Annotated in this window: 23 protein-coding genes; 15 read left to right on the top strand and 8 right to left on the bottom strand. The window is 46.4% G+C overall.

Annotation, left to right across the window (positions count from 1 at the left end; translation table 11 throughout):
• The first annotated feature begins 4 nt into the window (after positions 1-4).
• From KUA48_RS06185 to KUA48_RS06160, 6 genes are all read left to right on the top strand, one after another.
• Entirely contained in the window at positions 5-274 is a 270-nt protein-coding gene (locus KUA48_RS06185; RefSeq protein ID WP_153096491.1) for a hypothetical protein, read from the top strand.
• Complete coding sequence (locus KUA48_RS06180; RefSeq protein ID WP_153096490.1) at positions 249-716, top strand: hypothetical protein; 468 nt, start codon at positions 249-251, stop codon at positions 714-716. The genes KUA48_RS06185 and KUA48_RS06180 overlap by 26 nt, the downstream gene beginning before the upstream one ends.
• Before the next feature lie 29 nt (positions 717-745).
• Entirely contained in the window at positions 746-1480 is a 735-nt protein-coding gene (locus tag KUA48_RS06175; protein ID WP_153083921.1) for a DUF3164 family protein, read from the top strand.
• Positions 1481-1623: 143 nt separating this feature from the next.
• Positions 1624-1875, top strand: coding sequence for a hypothetical protein (locus KUA48_RS06170; RefSeq protein WP_118311851.1), 252 nt, complete (start codon positions 1624-1626; stop codon positions 1873-1875).
• The gene (locus tag KUA48_RS06165) at positions 1847-2422 is read left to right on the top strand and encodes a phage virion morphogenesis protein (RefSeq protein ID WP_153083924.1); all 576 of its coding nucleotides are present in this window, start codon (positions 1847-1849) and stop codon (positions 2420-2422) included. The genes KUA48_RS06170 and KUA48_RS06165 overlap by 29 nt, the downstream gene beginning before the upstream one ends.
• Complete coding sequence (locus tag KUA48_RS06160; RefSeq protein ID WP_218433492.1) at positions 2419-2862, top strand: hypothetical protein; 444 nt, start codon at positions 2419-2421, stop codon at positions 2860-2862. Before KUA48_RS06165 ends, KUA48_RS06160 begins: the two co-directional genes overlap by 4 nt.
• Positions 2863-2934: 72 nt before the next feature.
• Here KUA48_RS06160 and KUA48_RS06155 read toward each other — a convergent pair whose 3' ends face one another.
• From KUA48_RS06155 to KUA48_RS06120, 8 genes are all read right to left on the bottom strand, one after another.
• Positions 2935-3417, bottom strand: coding sequence for a hypothetical protein (locus tag KUA48_RS06155; RefSeq protein ID WP_118311848.1), 483 nt, complete (start codon positions 3415-3417; stop codon positions 2935-2937).
• A complete protein-coding gene (locus tag KUA48_RS06150; protein ID WP_153096488.1) occupies positions 3417-4718 on the bottom strand; it encodes a reverse transcriptase domain-containing protein in 1302 nt (433 codons plus the stop codon). Before KUA48_RS06150 ends, KUA48_RS06155 begins: the two co-directional genes overlap by 1 nt.
• A 519-nt stretch (positions 4719-5237) precedes the next feature.
• Positions 5238-6428, bottom strand: a complete 1191-nt coding sequence (locus KUA48_RS06145) for a phage minor head protein (protein ID WP_218433499.1) — start codon at positions 6426-6428, stop codon at positions 5238-5240.
• A gap of 122 nt (positions 6429-6550) precedes the next feature.
• The gene (locus KUA48_RS06140) at positions 6551-7867 is read right to left on the bottom strand and encodes a DUF935 family protein (protein WP_153096487.1); all 1317 of its coding nucleotides are present in this window, start codon (positions 7865-7867) and stop codon (positions 6551-6553) included.
• A gap of 5 nt (positions 7868-7872) precedes the next feature.
• Positions 7873-8292 (bottom strand): phage protein Gp36 family protein, encoded by a 420-nt coding sequence (locus tag KUA48_RS06135; protein ID WP_153096486.1) that lies wholly within the window; start codon positions 8290-8292, stop codon positions 7873-7875.
• 11 nt (positions 8293-8303) lie between these two features.
• Positions 8304-8534: a hypothetical protein gene (locus KUA48_RS06130; RefSeq protein ID WP_153083821.1), complete on the bottom strand. Its 231-nt coding sequence runs from the start codon at positions 8532-8534 to the stop codon at positions 8304-8306.
• A 1-nt stretch (position 8535) separates the two neighbouring features.
• Complete coding sequence (locus KUA48_RS06125) at positions 8536-10095, bottom strand: hypothetical protein (protein WP_153085727.1); 1560 nt, start codon at positions 10093-10095, stop codon at positions 8536-8538.
• Positions 10096-10104: 9 nt separating this feature from the next.
• The gene (locus KUA48_RS06120) at positions 10105-10569 is read right to left on the bottom strand and encodes a terminase (protein ID WP_153083823.1); all 465 of its coding nucleotides are present in this window, start codon (positions 10567-10569) and stop codon (positions 10105-10107) included.
• 169 nt (positions 10570-10738) lie between these two features.
• Between KUA48_RS06120 and KUA48_RS06115 the strand changes: the two genes are divergently transcribed.
• The 9 genes from KUA48_RS06115 to KUA48_RS06075 are packed head-to-tail and all read left to right on the top strand — an operon-like array spanning position 10739 to position 19760.
• Positions 10739-11677 (top strand): HK97 family phage prohead protease, encoded by a 939-nt coding sequence (locus tag KUA48_RS06115; RefSeq protein ID WP_153096485.1) that lies wholly within the window; start codon positions 10739-10741, stop codon positions 11675-11677.
• A gap of 27 nt (positions 11678-11704) precedes the next feature.
• Positions 11705-12766, top strand: a complete 1062-nt coding sequence (locus tag KUA48_RS06110) for a hypothetical protein (RefSeq protein ID WP_218433490.1) — start codon at positions 11705-11707, stop codon at positions 12764-12766.
• Between the two features lie 2 nt (positions 12767-12768).
• Positions 12769-13239, top strand: a complete 471-nt coding sequence (locus tag KUA48_RS06105) for an N-acetylmuramoyl-L-alanine amidase (protein ID WP_154029759.1) — start codon at positions 12769-12771, stop codon at positions 13237-13239.
• A 22-nt stretch (positions 13240-13261) separates the two neighbouring features.
• Positions 13262-13720 carry a hypothetical protein gene (locus KUA48_RS06100; RefSeq protein ID WP_153084237.1) on the top strand — a complete coding sequence of 153 codons (459 nt, stop codon included), beginning with the start codon at positions 13262-13264 and terminating at the stop codon, positions 13718-13720.
• Positions 13674-14030: a hypothetical protein gene (locus tag KUA48_RS06095; RefSeq protein ID WP_218433488.1), complete on the top strand. Its 357-nt coding sequence runs from the start codon at positions 13674-13676 to the stop codon at positions 14028-14030. The genes KUA48_RS06100 and KUA48_RS06095 overlap by 47 nt, the downstream gene beginning before the upstream one ends.
• Positions 14027-14554 (top strand): hypothetical protein, encoded by a 528-nt coding sequence (locus tag KUA48_RS06090; RefSeq protein ID WP_153128510.1) that lies wholly within the window; start codon positions 14027-14029, stop codon positions 14552-14554. The genes KUA48_RS06095 and KUA48_RS06090 overlap by 4 nt, the downstream gene beginning before the upstream one ends.
• A gap of 3 nt (positions 14555-14557) precedes the next feature.
• The gene (locus KUA48_RS06085; protein WP_154029765.1) at positions 14558-15049 is read left to right on the top strand and encodes a hypothetical protein; all 492 of its coding nucleotides are present in this window, start codon (positions 14558-14560) and stop codon (positions 15047-15049) included.
• Positions 15050-15087: 38 nt separating this feature from the next.
• Positions 15088-15285: a hypothetical protein gene (locus KUA48_RS06080; RefSeq protein ID WP_153084241.1), complete on the top strand. Its 198-nt coding sequence runs from the start codon at positions 15088-15090 to the stop codon at positions 15283-15285.
• Positions 15282-19760: a tape measure protein gene (locus KUA48_RS06075; protein WP_218433486.1), complete on the top strand. Its 4479-nt coding sequence runs from the start codon at positions 15282-15284 to the stop codon at positions 19758-19760. Before KUA48_RS06080 ends, KUA48_RS06075 begins: the two co-directional genes overlap by 4 nt.
• Position 19761: the final 1 nt, after the last annotated feature.

The following is a 19761-nucleotide window of genomic DNA, read 5'->3' as shown; positions in this document are numbered from 1 at the left end:
GAATATGAGTAAAATCGGTAATTGGTTCCATGTCATGCGTGAGAACTACAAGAAAAAGGCAGAACAGAAACGTGCAGCGCAAGTGAGAGAAGAAGCCATGTCAAGACTACAGGCGAGAGAGTTCAATGGCAAGATATTCCTTTGCTTCGACAATGTGCCAATACTGGAGACGGAAGACTTGACCCTTGGCATGGCTGCAAGCGTGAAAGAGGCACGCCAGTATTTTATGACTTACAGAGGTGTCGGCCATGAAGCAGCAAATAACGAACTTTAGCCGTTTCTTTGCCTCATTCAACGAACTGCCTTGCTATTGTGGCAGCCGTGAAGAGTTCAAGAAGGAAATAGTCAGTCAATACACATTCGGACGCACAGAGAGCTTGAAGGAAATGACTTGGCAAGAGTACAATGATTGCTGTGACGGTCTGGAGAAACTGAGCGGTCGAAAAGAACGATTGAAACGCAATCGCAGCATCTGCCTAAAGCTGATACAAGAGATTGGCGTGGACACAACCGACTGGCAGCGCATCAATGAGTTCTGCAAGCATCCTCGAATTTGCGGAAAGGAGTTTGCCAGAATCCGACTTGACGAAATGGAAGATTTTCAAAGAAAACTCAGAGCAATCAAGAAGAAAGGCGGTTTGAAAGAGAAAGAAGACGTGAACAATCCTGGCAGGATGGTGATGTATATCCCTTTGGATGGAATCCCTCATGCCTAAAAATACAACCCATTTTAAACGACAAGACAATGGAAGAGAACAAGAAACAGACAGTGGAAATGACAGCGGAAGAGGCAGAAGCCTTCAAGCAGTTCCAAGAGAAGCAAGCCAAGGAAAAGGCTGCTAAGAAGCGCAAGGAAGACCGTGAGGCTTACGCCCAGTTGGTGGACAGCGAGATTGAGAGTGCCATCCCCGAACTTCGCAGCCTGTCAGAACAGATGCTTGCAGTGAAGAGCAAGGTTTATGAGAACTTTGCGGAAGTCATCAACATCAAGGCAAACGTGTTGAAGCTGACCAAGGACACCCAGCGCACACACACCTTCACCCATTCAAACGGAAAGATGCGCCTCACGCTTGGTTACAACTGCATTGATGACTACCGTGACACAGTGAATGACGGCATTGCCATCGTCAAGCAGTACATCGAGAGCCTTGCAACCGACACCAAAAGCAAGGAACTTGTGGCAACCATCCTACAGCTATTGAGCCGTGACGGAACAGGCAACTTGAAGGCAAGCCGTGTGTTGCAGCTTCGCAAACTGGCAGACAAGAGCGACAACGACCAATTCAAGGAAGGTGTGCAAATCATCGAAGAGGCTTATCAGCCATCGCTCACCAAGCAGTTCATCAGAGCTGAGTGGAAGGACGAACACAACAAGTGGCACATCATCCCATTGAGTGTGACAGATGTAGAACAAACAGAAACTAAACAAGAAGCCAATGAAGACAACGACAACCAAGGCACCCAAGGTGGCACTGTGTAGAATGTGCCACGGCACTGGGAGGAAGGGCGAAGACATTTGCCCACAATGTGAAGGAAGTGGACGTGTGACAGTGAGCTGTGAAATGACACTTGACATCCGTCCATATCATCCAAAGGTTAAACATTCAACAAACATTTAGCCCTATGGGAAAGCGACGCGGACTAAGTTATCAGAAACGTGTTGCTGACATCAACAGGATATATGACCAGCACGTAAAAGACGGTGTTCCAAACCGTGAGATATGGCGCAGGTTCATATATCCTGAGTATGCTATCAGTGAGCGTCAATTTTACAATATATTGAAAGCGTCTGCTGAATCAAAGAATGTGATTCCAGCAGACGCTCAACCGTATCTTGATTTTTGGAATGATGAGCAAGGAAAAGACTATTATTAAGAGGATTCTGAATGACATCCGCGTTGACCTAAGTGACGAGTTTGACCAGAACTTTGAGCGAGAGGCATTTTTCAGCGAGGCATGGGAACGGCACAGAAGCCCCCTTCGACCAGGTGGGCATATTCTTGTTGATACAGGCACGCTGAGGAGAAGCGTCAGAAGCGAGATGAAGGAAACGAGCATCCGCTTCTTCACTGATTTGCCATACGCCGACATTCACAATGAAGGCGGTGAGATAGTGGTGACAAAACGAATGAAAGGCTATTTCTGGCACAAGTACATGGATGCAGCAGGTGCATTGACCTTTGCAAGGCGCAAGGACGGCACGCAGCGCAAGGACAAGAAGACACGGCATATCAGTGACGTGGCAGAGTTCTGGAAGTTCATGGCATTGAAGAAGGAAGGCACGACAATCAAGATACCTAAGAGGCAGTTTCTTGGTTTGTCACCAGAGGTGGAAAAGGCAGTTACGGACATCATCGAGGATAATTTGCAAGAATACCTCGGAAAGGAAATGGAACATTTTGAAAAACGATTGAAGAAATGAGAAAAGAGATTTACAAGATGCTTTGTGAACGTTTGGGCAATATACCAGAAATCAAGTATATTGATCTTTGGAACCACAACGTGGAGTTCATAGAGCAAGAAGATAACTGGGAACGTCCAGCGGTGTTTGTGGAACTTTGCCCAATCAACTGGGAAGCCACGGTGGTAGGTATGCGCTATGTGACAGAGGCGAAAGTGAACTTGCACGTGGTGACGGACTGGGTGGGCAGCAGTGCAGCCAACAGTGACCAAAGGGAAGAGAGCCTAACAGTGTTTGACCTCTTGGAAAAGATTCACACAGCTCTGGCAGATGTGAACGGTGAACATTTCAGAGAGTTCGACATCAGCAATTCGACAACCAACCACAACCATGAGGATATTTTGGAAAACATTGAGACTTATAGTTATGTGGGGTACAGAGAACTTGACCAGTCCAAGTAAATATGATTAAAGCATCCGATGGCTTGACAGCTTCGGATGCTTTTTTAATGTCATTCGGATGCCGTTTGAACCTTATTGATACAAGCTCAAATCAAAAGCATCCTTCTTCTTCCATCCCTCAGCCAAGGTGTTTTGCACATATTCGGTGGCTTTCAGATAAAAGTCGGCAAGTTCTTCAAGTGTGTCAAACGTATGGTATGACGGTTCATCCTCAGTTCCAAACTTGAACGTTACTGGCAGCGTCTTTCCTTCCGTTTGCACGGCAAGGTCATAAGCTGCCTTATAGTTGAACTGGTTTTCAGTGGAGAGCCACACAGCCTGACCCTTATATGTGAAGCCTGAAATGATGGCTTGGTCAGTCTGTTCGTTGTACCAGTCCAAGACGATTCGCTTGATGTCATCCACAGAAGGCTTGCCATTGGTAAACTCTGCCTCCATGTAGTTGGCCGAACCGTCCTCTTTAACTATGACATCCCAACGGATGCGCCATTTGTTCTTGACGGGGTTCACGCATTCAAGCAGTTTCACCACCGCACTTCCTTCTGTTCGTTTCATTAGCTAAATACGTATTTGGTTCTACCTTTGCCAAATGTCTCTGTTCTGATAGTTGTCTCAAAAGGCAAGCCATCTGGCAGTTCACTGATCTGTTGGAGAATATTCTTCATTTCCTCCGAATTGGTGAAAAACTTCTTTGCCTCACCGTTCTGTTCGATGGAGACAATGCAGCGGTCTTCGCCTTGCTCTGTCTTGATACCAAGCTCGAAGTCCTTCACGATAATTGGTAAGTTCACTAACTCCCTGATGCTTACCACTGACCCAGGGAAACGCTTCTTGCCATCTGCCGGCTTATAAGAAACGTTCAAATCTTTAAATGATTTCATTGTTTTGTCTGTTAATTTATTAAACAATCTATTACAGTCGGCGTGCTTTGCCATTCCGTAGAAACTGGCAATGAGTTCGCGCCTTCTTTTCCTCGATTTAACCTCGTGCATTTTTCGGGCAAACTTTTGTTTGATACGCTTGCGTATCGCTACATGGTCGGGATATATGACATACCCCAAGAAGTCAATGCCCTCATCCACTGGGAACACCCTTTCGTTTGGTTTGATTTCCAAATCGACTTGGTCCACCTGGTTGTGGATAATTTCACGAATCACCCATAATTCCGCTTTCGTTTTACCAAGCACAAGGCCGTCATCGCAATAGCGATAGAAATGAGCGACCCCACACTTATCTTTCAAATAGTGGTCTAAAAATACAGACAACAACAAGTTGCCAGTGGCTTGTGAGCTTCTTAGTCCAAAGCTGATGCCACAGTCCAGCATAGTAACAAAGGATTCCAACATAACAAGCAGCTTCTGGTCTTTGAACACACGGCGGTAGCACCACATGGCGAAGTCTTGACGAACATTCTCATAGAAATGTCTGATGTCAAACTTGTAGGCATATAGCGTGCCTTCTGGGTCGTGCTGCATATCTTGACGAATTACCTTCATAAGGTCGTGCGTGCCACGTTCCTTGATGGATGCTGCTGTTGTGCGTATGTAACGCCTTTGCAGATGTCTGTCCACCACGGACATTATAGCATGGACACCTATGCGGTCTTTCATCGAAAGAATCTGCAAGTTCCTCTCTTTACCGTATTCATGGATTGTACGCTCACGGTAGCCACTTACACGGAAAGAGCCATTGGCAATTTGTTCTGTTAGCTCCTTAATCACCTCTTCACGATGCGCAAGCAAGTACCGTCCTTGGCGTGAGCGTTTCCGCTTCTTGCCACGGAGAACTTTATCAAACGACTCAGACATATTGGAGTATTCGATGATTTCTTCTATGATGTAACCTTCTCTACGCATTGTTAATAATTTAATAGACCTTTCGGCCTTCCTGTTTCTGGGTCTGACTTCTTCGAGCCATTGCTGGCCTACCAAACTCCACCCAACACTTGATGTTTCAGCTTTCCTATAATAGTAATTTGCTGAGGTTCGTTTCCCTCGGCACCATCTTAGGGAGCACGTCCCTTGTATGGTAGGCCGATTGATAATGTAATCAGTTTGTCCAGACGCGAGCCGACATTCGCATTCGCATTCGAGGCATCGTTATTCGCATTCGCATTCACGACACCGCCATTCGCATTCGCGTTGTTGTACCCACGATAAACCACACGGCTTATTGGGAAAGTCCACCTTTTGGGCTGCAAAGTTACGTATAAAACTCTGTAGCTATACATTTTATAACGAATAATCTTAAAAAATGTTGTCATTTAGTTGCTATATTAAGATTTATTACTATCTTTGCAACACAAAAGACTTATGCGGCGTTTCACATGTCGGCTCTTATGAGTGCAGGCTTCGGAAGGTTCATAAGTCTTTTTTTTATATTAGACGCATCATGTAAACAATAAGCCCCTCAGTCTCTTTTGCCTTAAATTCAATTTCCTGGTTGTTGTATGTAGCTTTGAATACAACAAAATTAAAATCGTGATGCCTACCTGGTTCTATGCGGATTTGTTCTGCATCTCTTATCCAGTTGTTTACATGGGTAGCCACTTCCATTGTTTCTGCAACTCTTCTGCTATTCTTGCATTTCGAGAATGTTTCTGTAAAGAATTTCTTTCCTATATGCAACTCGATACCTTCTTTTGTTTCAACCGTTAATCTTGCAGCTTGTGTACCATCTTGCATAGTAATTCTTGGCAGATGTCTGTCAGCCCAAGTCAATACAGATTCTTGGATGGTTCTTCTTTCCTCACTTGTTAGCCGTCTTTGTTCTCCTTCCTCTCTGAGCTGATGGAGTATTCTGCAAGCCTCACATAACTCATTTTCAGGAACAAATCTTGCCAATTTGATTTTTCCTTTTGCAATATCACAGTCACGACACCGCTTGATGGTATAAGGGTTATAATCAGGAACTGTCTTTTGCTCCTTGCCCGAATTGAAACGGAATATTCCCTTTTTGTCAGTCTGCAAAGCATCCTCACCCAGCGACATAGCTTCATCATGTGGTGTTGGCTCGTATTTTCGTTTTAGGACTTGCACCACGGTACAGCGACAATTCCAACCATTTGGTGGGTAGTATGATTCCCAGAATGAATCAGATGCTGGAAGCGTCACACGGTCGAGCGAGGCGTGTTCTGGACGAACCTTATCATCATGCTGTGTTCGATACTGGAGATAATAATGATCACCATCCTCCATGAACTTTTCCCACTTCGCAGCCATTTCCGCTGATGCCTGAACAAAGTTGTATTCAGCACGTAGATAGTTGGAGTTATACGTTTCATCTATCTTTCGGACATCGTTCAAAAAGCGTTCAAACGTCTTTTTATTGCCATTCTCATCAAGCAAGGATGGAAAAGCCTCATTGAGTTCATGGAACGTCTTCATTCCACTAAAGATATAGTTGGAGCGTGTAAGACGTTGGCGCATGAGGTCGGACATTTCTACCTTTTGAAAAGAACTGTCAAGAACAGAGGTGTGCGTATTGATAAAGTCTTGTGCCTCATCAGAGGCTATGATGTTGATGTCGAAGTTTGCACCCTTCTGCTTGAAGAGTGCAGACATCATCTTTGCAAACTTCTTGCGAAGTTCCTCACGTAGTTCATCCTTGATGGGTGCAGCCAATGTCAGTGTCTTGTTTCCAAGGATGGTGGCATACCGTTGGTGCAGCCCCACATAGTCGGTGGGGCTTAATCGAAAAAAGGACGTGCGTTGTGCTGCTTCTTTGGGTCTTTGCCGTTATCACCACCATCATCAGGGTCTGGTGAAGGAACCTGTTGCTGACGGCGTTCACCCACAGGCATATTGTACTTGTCGGCAAAATACTTTGGATCGACCTCATAACGGTCTGCAATCATCTTTTCGTAGGTGAATTGCTGTTCTGGAGTGTAGTCAACTGCTTCATCCCATGCAAAGCGCAAGCCTTGAAGAGGAAAGCCAAGTTTCACCATGCGAGGAATAAGCTGATTGTTCACAAGGTCTGCCAACATATCCGCATCACTCTCCACAAGGTTCTGGAACACTTCAAGATGGGTTTGCGACTGTGAAAGGCTACTGCCATCCTCAATGGTCATGGTCTGACCAATAATGAGCTTTGACAGTTCTGAGTTGGCACGGTCAACACGTTTGTCATACACATTGAACGCATCGCCCTTGGTGCTTTCCACCACCTCAATGTCAGTACCCTCTGGGAACAAAGCCCAAAACTCAGTTCCCATCGTAGCCATCATGTTCTCCATCTTGGAAAGCTCCTTTTCGTCACGGACGGTGGTGTGGCCAATACGCATAGGCATACCAAAGATTTCACCGAACGTGTCCCAGAAGGCAAGCGTGTTCTTTTTCGGGATGGTGTGTGCAGCAGCCTTTAAGTACAGTCCCAAGTCATCAGGCTGACCAGCCTCAATGAGCCAGTCAGTGAAAGGTGGCTGGTGGTAGTCGATGCCAGTAGTCCAGTCCATGCCCAAGTCAGTGATAACACGGCCATACTCTGGAATGACATACTTGCGGTTTATCAGCTTCACACCATTGAAGCATGGACAACCGTCACCATCAGTGGTAATGTCGCCAAGCTCAATGAGCGAGTGACCCCAATAGATGGAATCCAAGGCAAGGCGCAAAAGTTGCTTAAACCATGCCTGGTTGAAATAGTGCAGCGCATCATCCTTCACATTCTCATTCTTGTCAATGATCTTGAAGGAACGAGCCATCACAAAGCCCTTGCGCTGTTCCACGCATCCCGAAAGGTGCGCATCCACATCAGCGTCACGATAGATGTCATAAAGACGTTGGCGGTTTGGACTTTCCACACTGATTGCCATCTGCCAGGCATTGCGCCAGTCTTGCATATCAGAGCGTGTAAGTGCCTCAGTGGTGCGTTGTAGCTGTGCCACTATTTTCTGGACGTTCTTGCGCCCAGAAGCCTTGGCAAGATTGAAATCACCATGCGAGGTGTGCAAGATGCGTGGCTTGCCTGTAATGCTTTGTATAAAGTTCTGAATATATCCCATGTCATTTACCAATTATGTCTAAGTTTACGCTGACAGCCATAGACAATGGAACTGCCAACCATTTCACCGTTGTCATCCAGCACCAGTGGCAGGTCAGGAACAATCTTGCCAGACTGAACACCCTCTAACCACTTGATGGCACGCTCATAGCGTTCCTTACGAATGTCGGAACCCATCTTTTGAGGCATAGCCGAAACCATGTGGTAAAGGGCAATGTCGCAAGTGAACATCACAATCTGATGGTTGCGCTTTTCGCCTTCCGCAGCAAACACCGCATCACAATCGTACTTTGGACGCAGATAGCCCGAAATTTCCTCCTGTGCCTCACGCTCGGCATTGGCACGATTCTCGGCTGATGCCTGAGAAACCACCTTCATGGCGGTATCGCCGATAACCACCTTATAATCATCTTCTGTTATAAACATGATTCACCTCCTTACTTTGTCACAAACAAGGCACGTCGTTCGATGTCTTCAACCTTTGTACCCTTCTTGAAACGATGACGCTTCACAAGCGTCTTGATGGTCTGCTTGGGTACGACCTTCAAACCACCATTCATGTAAAGAACATAATACTTCAAGCCACTGCCTTGGGAGAGCATGATGGCTTCTTTGACGGCACGCTTGTAACGCCAAGCGAAAAGCAAATCTTTGAATAGTCTAATCATATTACCAACTGTTTTTAGAGGTAGGACGCTTGCCAAACCTCGGTTTGTAAATAACTTGTCGAGTGTTGCGCTGGAGCATCCAGATAGCACCCTCATCAGCATCGGGCGCATCATCATGCACACGACTGCCACGTTCGAGTGAAAGCGTCTGTTCGATGCCTACTTGCATATCTGGAGATTCCTTCAACGCCTCATTGTAGAACACAAAGCCACGTTCCCATAAAGGAGAAACGGCCTCAATGCGCTGCAATTTTTCTGGCTTCTTGCGCTTGTCGCCTGTAATCGGCAACTGGTAGCCACGGCGGTTGCCCTCTTCCGTGAACTCATCAAGAATGGTATCTTGCAGAAAGTTCGCCTCCATGAAGAACGACACCGTTACATCATCAGGCAGGGATTCATAAAGATTGTAAAGCCATCTGACCATACCGCCAACTGTATCTTGACGGACATAGCAATCAATCAAATGAAACTCAGTGCCTATCTTTCCCCAGAAACGTGAAGCCTTATAGTCGTTTGCCGTGGTCGATTTGAAAGAAGGGTCGGTGTAGCAAATAAGTTGGTCATACTTATTGAGTGGCAGAACCTTCTTGTATCGAATCCAGTCATGGCGAAATATCGTGCCATCCTTAATAGGATTGTGCATCATTTCTTTGTTCCAGGCACGGAATCCCACAAAGTCGGCGTATGCCTGAGCCTCTTCCTTTGTCCATTTCTCACGCCAGACAGGTTCACCATTAGCATCAACCGCCACAATCTTAGACAGAAACACACCCTTGGTATGTGCCAGGTTGAAGAGAACTGATGTCTTGGAAATGAGGTTGCCCACCATGATGAAGCGACCACGACCCACGTCAAGCGAACCGAAAAGGGCTTCTTTCACCCAGTCGGTAAGGTCATGCACACGCTTCTCATTGCGGCAAAGCTCATCATCGTCAAGGTCATCAATAACAATGTAGTCTGGACGTGCCTCACGATCACGCAAACCACGTGGTGATTGTCCACGGCCACAAGCAAGGAACTTCACGCCGTCCTTGGTCTTGAACTCACCTTCTTGCCAGTCGCCAGCGTTCTTCTGTGCGCCAAAGTCAGCAATAATGCGTTGGTTGTACTCCAATTCTGCCTGGATGTCGCCAAGCAAGCGGTTGGCACTATCCTCAGACTTGCCCACAACCACCATGAAGTTAATCAGACGCTTTGCCTGAAACATCAGCCACAAAGGGGTAAAGATGTCCATGTGGGTGGATTTGGCATGACCACGTGGCCACATGAACACCGCTTTGAGGTTTGGGGTGTTCTTAACCTTCTGTGCAGCCTGGTTGTGAAAAGGAGCATTGTGAATGGTGCGAATCACCTCACCAGTAGTCTTGTCACGAAGCTGCAAGAAGTGGGGAAAGTAATACTCGCAGAATGCAGCATAATTGGATTGCAGCCTACGAATACGCTTTTCCTTCTCAATGGGCGTTTCCTTACGCATAAGAGATGTGTCGGTGAAAGACTGAACTTGCTTGCACCGTTCCTTCCATTGCTCGTATGCGAGTTTCTTTTCTGCTGCTGTTGCCATATATACCTATTATTTAACACCCATCTGTTCCATGATAAACAAGTCTTGCAGATGATTGATTTGCTTCATCAGCTCAGTTGTTATCGTAGGGTCAGACTTGGCACGGAACTCCAACCACTTGCTAAACATCATGGACACCTCAATGACATCCACCACATTAGCCTTCTTATCAAGTTTCTCAATGACGGAAGAGAGCTTTGCGAGTTTGTCACCCAGTCCAGCCATTGCCATTGGATCACCCGATTCATTCACTTGCGTTATGAGCGCATCAATGGTCAACAACAGCTTATTGACCAGTTCGGGACGTGTGACACTCTTGGCCGCACGTGCCTCCTTCCATCCATCAGCCACACACCACTTGGATATGGTGACACGTGAGATGCCTACCTTTTCGGCAATCTCAGCCTGTTCCATACCCGACATGAACAGTGTTCGAGCCAATGAACGTTTCTTTTCTATTTCAGCTTTTGTCATGTGCAATACTTTATTAAAAATTCAAATGCAGTGCAAAATTGCAACAATTCGGTAGCATCACCAAAATAGTGTGCAACCATTTCATAGAAGTGTGCAATCATTTCACACTTTTTTGGCGGTCAGTAATTTTAGCAGTAATATTGCAGCGCAAAACGCAAAAAGCGAGAAAATGAAACGAGTAAGAATTTCAAACAACAGCCTTAACAGTTACGGTAGTCGTGTACTGACAGAAGGCATGGATGTACAGCAGTATTGTCGCAATCCCGTACTTCTTTATATGCACGAACGTGGCAATGTGATTGGCTATGTGAAAGACCTCAAAGTGGATAACGATGAGGTGACTGGTGAACTGATGTTCGATGAAGCCACACCACTCTCCAAGCAGTGCAAGAAGCAATGGGAGTTTGGTAGCCTGAAAATGGTGAGTGTGGGCATTGACATCGTTGAAGAGAGTGAAGACCCAGAGGTGATTGTTCCTGGCCAGAAATACAAGACCATCACCAAGAGCAAACTCTTTGAAGTGTCAGTTGTGGACATAGGAGCCAATGACGATGCCATCGTAATGAGAAAGAACGGCGAACAAATCACATTAGGCAAGGACGGAAAGAATCCGCTGACCTTGCTCAGTAACAACAAAAATTTAAACAACAAGCAAATGGAACAGAAAATTTTGTGCGCACAGCTCGGATTGCCTGAGACGGCAGACGAGGCGACCATCCTTCAGAAGATCAATTCGCTGAAGGAAGCAGAGACAGAGAAAGAGACGCTTGCCAAGGAGAAAGCCCAGCTCACACTCTCTGCCATTACAACAACCGTGGAGACAGCCATCACTGAGAAACGCATCAGTGAAGACAAGAAGGAGCATTTCATCAACCTCGGCAAGAAGATTGGCGTGGATGACTTGAAGCAGACTTTTGCAGCCATGAGTCCGATGGTGAAGCTCAGTTCTGTAGTCGGCCATCAGGGTGGTTCGCCAACTCAGCAGAAAACCACTTATTCCAAGTTCAGTGAAGTGCCAGGCGAAGAGCTGGAAAAGATGCGCTCGGAGAATCCCGATGAATACAAGCGTCTTTTCAAGGCAGAGTATGGCATGGAGTGTGAAATCTAAAAATGTCAAACCATAAAAAAAAGAAGAATGAAAATGAACAGATTGCTTGCACTGACAATGGCAGTGCTTTTCAACTGCATTACTGGCAGTGTTTTCGGTGCAGTCCTTGGCTTTTCACCTGTAGTGGGAGCCGTGGGCATGAACTGTATCGCCACCGTAATAGGCGGTGAGGTAGCTCAAGGCGCATTGCGTGCTGGAGTATATAAAGAGGTGTGGACTGGTGAAATGGTGAAATACCTTCGCCGTGGCTTGGAAGCCACTTGGCTTGACGGCATTCCTGACGCATCAAGCGTGGTGGAGAATGATGTCATCCACTTGGTAGATGTAGGTGTTGATCCTGATGTATTGGTCAACAACACCACATATCCTATTGACTTGCAGAAACTGGATGACAAGGACATTAGCATCAGCCTTGATAAGTTCCAGACTAAGGTTACACCAATCACTGATGATGAGCTTTATGCCATCAGCTACGACAAGATTGCACGTGTGAAGGAAGCGCACGGAAATGCCATCAATGATGCCAAGTTTGCCAAAGCAGCCCATGCACTCTGTGCCAAGCAGAACACGGCTAAGACACCAGTGCTGAAAACCACTGGTGAGAGGGATGCAGCTACAGGACGCTTGAAGATGACCAAGAACGACTTGCTCGACATGAAGCGAAAGATGGATGCCTTGGGAGTTCCAGCAATGGGACGAAGAGCGGTGCTTTGCTCTGACCACATCAATGACCTTCTGGAAACAGAGCAGACCTTCCGCGAACAGTACAACATCAACCGCAATGACGGAACCGTTGGCCGCTTGTATGGCTTCGACATCTACGAGTTTGCAAACAATCCTCTCTATACCACAGCAGGTGTTAAGAAGGATTTGGGCAAGGCTGCTGAAACTGGTGAGTTCCAATGCTCATTTGCCTTCTATGTTCCTCGTGTATTCAAGGCCACTGGTTCGACCAAGATGTATTGGAGCGCATCAGAGAACGATCCTGAGTACCAGCGTAACAAAATCAACTTCCGCCATCGTTTCATCTGTATGCCAAAGAAAGCTGATGCAGGTGTCGTAATGATGAGCGACTACAGTGCTGCATAGTCATGGCACGAATGAAATATCTGGTGCTGCATTGCACCGCAACAAAAGAAGGTCGTGAGGTGTCCAGTGACGAAATTCGCCACTGGCACACTGACCCAGTGAGCAAGGGCGGTCGTGGATGGAAGCAGGTTGGCTATACCGACATGATACACCTTGACGGAAAGGTGGAGCGACTTGTGAAGAACAATGAGGATGCTGAGGTTGATCCATGGGAAATCACCAATGGTGCAGCAGGTTTCAACTCTGTGAGCCGTCACGTTGTTTATGTCGGTGGGCTTGCCTCTGATGGAAAGACAGCCAAGGACACCAGAACGGATGCACAGAAAAAGGCTTTGACCGAATATGTGCGCAACTTCCATGAACGTTTTCCTTCCATCCGCATCATTGGCCACAACGAGCTGAACAGCCATAAGGCTTGCCCATCATTCAACGTGCAAGAGTGGTTGCGCTCAATAGGTATCAAGCAAGTTTAACCCCATAAAACAAAAGATAACGATGGCAGACTTTTTACTGCAATTCATCCAGTGGGCAATACCATCGGGCGGCATAGGTGCTGCCATCGTTTGGTTTGCCAACAGAAAAGCCAACAATGCCAAGAATGCCAAGGTCGTGCATGATACATATAAAGGTATGTACGAAGACATTTCAAAGGTGCTGTTGGAAACACAACAGAAATATGAAGACATTACAAAGGTCGTGGAAGGGCTTACGGCTGAAAACCACAGGACACGTCTTTCAATCAATCGGCTCAGTCGTGCGATCGAGGCTATCAAACTTTGTCCTCATCGCAATTCTTGCCCTGTCAGCAGTGAGTTGTCGCTCGACGAAGACGATGACAACCCAGGAAGAGGGAAAGGTGGTAAGGGACAGCGTAGAAAGCAAACAGACCACGACAAAAATAATGTGGATGGAAAAGGTGCCACAAGACCAGGTGCATCTGATCATTCCACTTGACAGCATAGGCTGTTTGCCGTCTGGTGCATCCTTTGGCAACAAGCAAGGGCGTGCCAACGTGAAGGCAAGCGTTGGAAAGCAAGATGGTAAAGATGTGATATACATTGATGCCTCTTGTGACAGCTTGCAAGTGTTGTGCCTCTATTATGAGGAACAAAACAAGAAGCTGGCAAAGCAAAACGCAGAACTCTCTAACACCATTAAAACAGAGAAAGAACAATGTTCAAACCCTGTTAAAGTGGCAATATTCAGTTTTATTGTCGGACTGGTGTCTGGCATAATAATCACAATCAAAACAAGAAAAAAATGAATAAGAATTTCATGTACGGCATTGGAGCCGTAAAGTTTGGTGAAAAGACCATTGGCTACATTGAGAAAGGTTCATGGGACTGGGGCGGCACAAAGCCTGAGAGTACTGACATTGATGCAGAGCAAGTTCCCGATGCGCCAGTGCTGACAATTCCAACTAAAAATGCAACAATCTCGCCAACATTCAACATAATACAGTTGAACTACGAGAACATTCAGATGGTGCTTGGTGGTACTCTCGTAGGAACTACTGGGAAGTACACAGGCTGGAAAGCACCAACAAGCCTTGTGCATCTTTCTGGCAAATGGACTATTGACTTTGTTTCAGGCCAGACTTGCACCATACCGAATGCAACAATCTTGGCCAATCTCGGTGGCAAGCTCACACTTACAGAGGTATCGAAGCTGGAATGTCAGTTGAAGGTGAACAAGCCTTCTGATGGTAGTGCGCCATACGACATCAATGACACGGCCAATCCATTAAGTGCATCATCCACCAGCCAGGCAAACAGCGTGAAGGTTTAGTGTATGGATGAGAACACCATCAGACTAATAGAAAAGGAAGGTGCGGAAGCCCTTTTGGACACTGGTCTTTCAGTGCCATTGAAGGAGTTGCACCTTCCTTTTTGCAAAAAGTCCATTCATTTACGTGTGACCATGCGCCGACCTACCTTGGCAGGACAAATCAGAATTGCAAGGGAATGGCTGGCAATGGGCGTGACCAGTGAAGAAATGTGGCATTTCTCCAAGGAGGAAGAAATGAGATTCCTTGCTGATCATGGCAAGAAAATCAGTCGCATGATAGCTTACACCCTTTGTCGTGGCTGGATAAGCCGACATCTGTTTGTTGGCTTAACGGCATGGGTTGTGAGAAACTGGATGGAAAACAAGTATCTTGTCAGCGTGATAAAGAAATTTGTCGGGCTGATGGGAACGGACAGTTTTACAGATATTATCAAATCGGCAGAAGCGGTGAATCCGATGAAGCTGAGGAAGAGCCAAAAGAAGAAAGGGAGTTAACGAGCGAATACGAAGGTTCCCATAGCCCTTTCGGTTTTGTGTGGCAGATAGCAAGCGAAACAGGTTGGAGCGTTGACTATATCCTTAATGGTGTCAATTACCAAACCTTGATTATGATGCTGAGTGATGCCCCACATTATGTTAGCAAGAAAAAGAACGGCAAGCCCAAGGACGAAAGAAGTGCCAAGGAGGAAGCCGATGACATTGTAGGATTTTTCCAAAGTAAATTGAAATGAGCAAAGGCAAGACGGTAGCAATAGAAATTGAACTCCTTGACCGCATCAGCGGTGGACTTGACAGGGTAAACAAGAAGATGGATGCCTTGAAGGGTTACACCGATGAAGCCAAGAAAGGATTGAGTGGACTGGAGAACATGAGCGACAGGGTGAAAAAGTCGCTCATGGGGCTTGGCATGGCTTTTTCCATGAAGCAGGTTATTACGGAGGTCGCTACTGTCAGGGGCGAGTTCCAGAAATTGGAGGTGGCTTTCAATGTCATGCTTGGCAGTGCAGACAAAGCCGATAATCTGATGGCTCAGCTGATTCATACAGCAGCCACGACACCGTATGGTCTTGAAGGTGTGGCACAGGGTGCGAAACAACTCTTGGCGTATGGCATGGAGGCAGAGAAGGTGAACGAAACCTTGATTCGTCTGGGTGACATTGCCGCAGGTCTTAGTATGCCATTGAATGAACTCGTTTATCTGTACGGAACAACGATGGCGCAAGGCAGACTTTACACGCAAGACCTTAACCAGTTCACAGGTCGTGGCATTCCGATGATCCAGGAACTCGCCAAGGTGTTTGGTGTGGCAGAAAGCAAGGTGAAGGACTTGGTGGAGGCTGGCAAGGTGGGATTCCCAGAAGTGCAGAAAGTCATAGAGAACCTTACTGGTGAAGGCAGTAAGTTCGGTGGCTTGATGGAGGAACAGAGCAAGACCATATCAGGACAGATAAGCAACATCGAAGATGCTATTTCAACAATGTTCAACGACTTAGGTAAGCAAAGCGAGGGTGTTATCAATACAACACTTAGCGGTGTCTCCTATATCGTGGAACATTATGAGCAATTCGGACGTGTTCTGATGGGATTGGTTGCCACTTATGGAACATACCGCACGGCTTGCATGACGGTGGCAGCAGTCCACAGTCTCATAACGGTTGGTATTGGTGGCATGACCGCAGCGGAAGCCATTCACTACGGTTGGATTGTCATGGTGGAGAAAGCGCAGAAGCTGCTTAACGCTACCATGCTAAGCAATCCATACGTATTGGTTGCCACAGCCATTGCAAGTGTTATCGCCGTAATGGTTTCCATGAAGACGGAAACAGAACTGATGCAAGCAGCCGATGAAGACTATGAGGCGCAAAAACAAAAGGTCATTGAGGCTGAGGAAGAACACAAACGCAAGATGGAAGAGCTTTGTTCCATTGCTGGTGATGAAGCTCTCAGCACCGACACAAGACGTGAGGCATTGAATCGCCTCGAACAGAAATACCCTGCTATCTTTGCCAAATATGACACAGAGTATGAGAAGCTGAAAAACATCAAGAAAATCAAGTTGGAGATTGCTGAGTTGGAGGCTGGGCAAAGCATAACAAAGCCAAAGAACGAACTCAACAGCGTAAACAAACGCATCAAAGAGCTTGAAGCAAAACAGCGCACGGAAAAGTGGGTTGAAAGCAATAGCTCTGGTACAAGTATGAAGAAAGTCGGAGGTTTGAGCAAGAAAGAGGAAGCCGAACTCAAAAACCTTCAAAAAAAGCAACAGAACCTAAACAAGCAGGTGCGCAAGGATTCTGTGAACGCTTACTTTGACAATCTCACAGGGGTCAGCAACAACGATCTGAAAAAGCAGATAAAGGAGCGCGAAAGCCTCATTGCCCGAATGAATATGTCTGGTCATAAATATGGCTATACAACCAATGACGGCAAAAATATCCGTGGCACATACACCAAGGATGAATTGCAGTATCAACTCAACAAATTGAAATCTGAGCAGAACCGCCGTAATGAACCAAGAAAATCAAGTTCTGATTGGGGCGCAGCCGACAAGAGGGCTTATCAAGCAGCATTGAAGAAATACAACGACTTCATCAGCAAAGGCTCAAACAACCTAACCAAAGAAGAATATGACAAAAAGGCAAAGGAACTAAAGGAAAAAATGGAACTTGCCAAAAAGGAATATGATTCACGCAAACCTGGTTCGGACAAAGACAGCGAGAAAGCACAAAAGGCAGCAGCCAAGGCGGAAGCTGCAAGAGCCAAGGAAGAAGCAGCGGAAGAACGCCGCAAGCAGACCAAGGAAAAGGTGGGTCAGGAACTTGCAGAACTGCAACGTAAAAATGACGAGGAAGAAATTAATACCATGCAAGAAGGCTTGGAAAAGAAACTTCGCCAGATAGAAAACGACTATCAGGCTCAGAAGAACGAGATAAACAAGCAAGAAACCGCATGGAAACGAGATAACAAGAAAGCAGGCATTGCCACTGGTACAAATGGACTTACCACGGAACAGACCGATGCCATTAACGAGGCGCACGCCTTGAACGAGAAAAGCAGAACTAAGGCCATCGAGGAAGCCAACAAGGAAGCCTTGAAGGATGAGTTGCTTGCCATGACAGACTATTTGAAGGAGTATGGAACCATACAAGAACAAAAGTATGCCATTGCCAAGGAATATGCTGAAAAGATTAAGGAGGTGAATGAGGGTGCTGGCACTGCTGATGAAAAACAGTGGAAGGTGAAGGCACTCGAAAAGCAGCGTGACACCGCCATGAGCCAAGTGGATGCCAAGAGCCTTGCCCTGGATATAGACTGGGGTACTACCTTTGAGGGCGTGGGCAATGTGCTGAAAGATGTGGCAAAAGAGACACTTGGCAAGGTGGAGACGTACATGAAGACGGCTGAGTTCAAGGCTTTGTCTGCTGAAAACAAAAAGACTTACACTGACTTGCAAGCCAAGTTGAAGCAAGAGACAGGTGCGGAAAGCACCAGTCCGTTCAACTTCAAAATATGGGGTACAATCTCCAAGAATGTCACGGCATACCAAGAAAGCGTGCGAAATCTCCAAAACAAGACGGATGCCCACACAAGGGCGGTCGATGAACTGGAAAAGGCGCAAGCAAACTTGGCTGCTGCTACTGATGACACCTCAAAGGAAATTGCCCAGAAAGCGGTTGATATTGCACAAGGAAAGGTCGATGCCACTGCCACTGAGCAAACGGAGGCACAGGATGAAAGCAACAAGGCACGCCAGACGCTCACGGACAACACCAATGCAGCAGCGCAAGGCATTCAGAACTTCACCAACTATCTGAATGAAATGTCAAATGGTTCCCTGTATGGCTTTGCCAATGGTATGAGCAAACTCATTACCTCACTTGGAAAAGGCTCGGACGGAATAGGCAAGTCGTTGAATGAGCTTGGTGGCAAGATAGGCGGTATCATTGGCGCAATCCTTCAAATCATTGATGCGCTTGGTGATGATCCAAAGGGCTTCATTGATGACCTCTTGAACAGAATCGCCGATTGTGTGGAAAAGATTGTTGAGGATTTGCCCGAAATCGTTTTGTCCATCATCAAGGATGTGGGCAACATCTTGCAAGGTTTGGTCAGTGGCATTGGCAGTTGGTTTGGCATTGATGACCTTTTCGGTTTGAATGGCAATGAAGCCAAGGTGCAAAAGACCATTGACGACTTGACCAAGCGCAACGAGCTTCTGCAATATGCCATCGAGGATTTGACAGACGAAATCAAGGCAAGCAAGGGAACAAAATCAGTAGTAGCCTATCAACAGGCATACGCCAACCAGCAAGAAGCCAACCAGAATTATCTGGATATGGCAAAGGCGCAAGCCAGTTATTGGAAAAAGCATCATAGTTGGAACCACTATTGGAATGGCTTCAACAATGACCAAACTGCCTGGATCAAGCAGAACGTAAAAGAAGACTTCAATGGTGATCTCTGGAGTCTTAGCCCAGAGGAAATGAAGAAACTTCGCTCCAATGTCGGTATTTGGGAATATATCAAGAACACTGGCAAGGGTGGTTATGGAAATGACGTTGCTGACAAGCTGAATGACTACATAGACCAGGCTGGCAAACTGGAGGAACTGACCGATGAACTCTATGAGGGATTGACTGGCATTTCCTTCGATTCCATGTATGACAGCTTTGTGGACACCCTTATGGATATGAATGCCACGGCTGAGGATATGGCTGATGACCTGTCAGAATACTTCATGCGTGCCATGCTTTCAAACCAGATTGGTGAAATGTATGCTGACAAGCTAAAGGAATGGTGGAAGAAGTTTGGTGCTGCTATGGAAGACAATGACCTGACTGAGGCAGAGCGCAATGCACTCCAAGAGGAATACATGGGCTATGTGAAAGATGCCATTGCATTGCGTGACAAACTTGCAGAAGCTACTGGGTACACTGGTAACAGCAGCACAAGCCAAAGCGGTAAAAGTGGCGGCTTCTCTGCCATGACACAAGACCAAGGCACAAAGCTCGAAGGTATGTTCACCAGTGGCTTGCAACATTGGTCAAGCATGGATGACCAACTTGAAAATGTGGTCGAGAAGATGAATGTGGCAGAAAGCCATCTGGCACGCATTGCCGAAAACACAGGCATGAGTGTCACGCATCTGAACGACATCAAGGAGGAAATAAGAAAGATTATTCGTGATGGACTAAAAATGAAATAAT

Source organism: Segatella copri, from assembly GCF_019249795.2.
Lineage (GTDB): Bacteria > Bacteroidota > Bacteroidia > Bacteroidales > Bacteroidaceae > Prevotella > Prevotella copri_B.
This window is presented reverse-complemented; position numbering and strand designations above follow the sequence as displayed.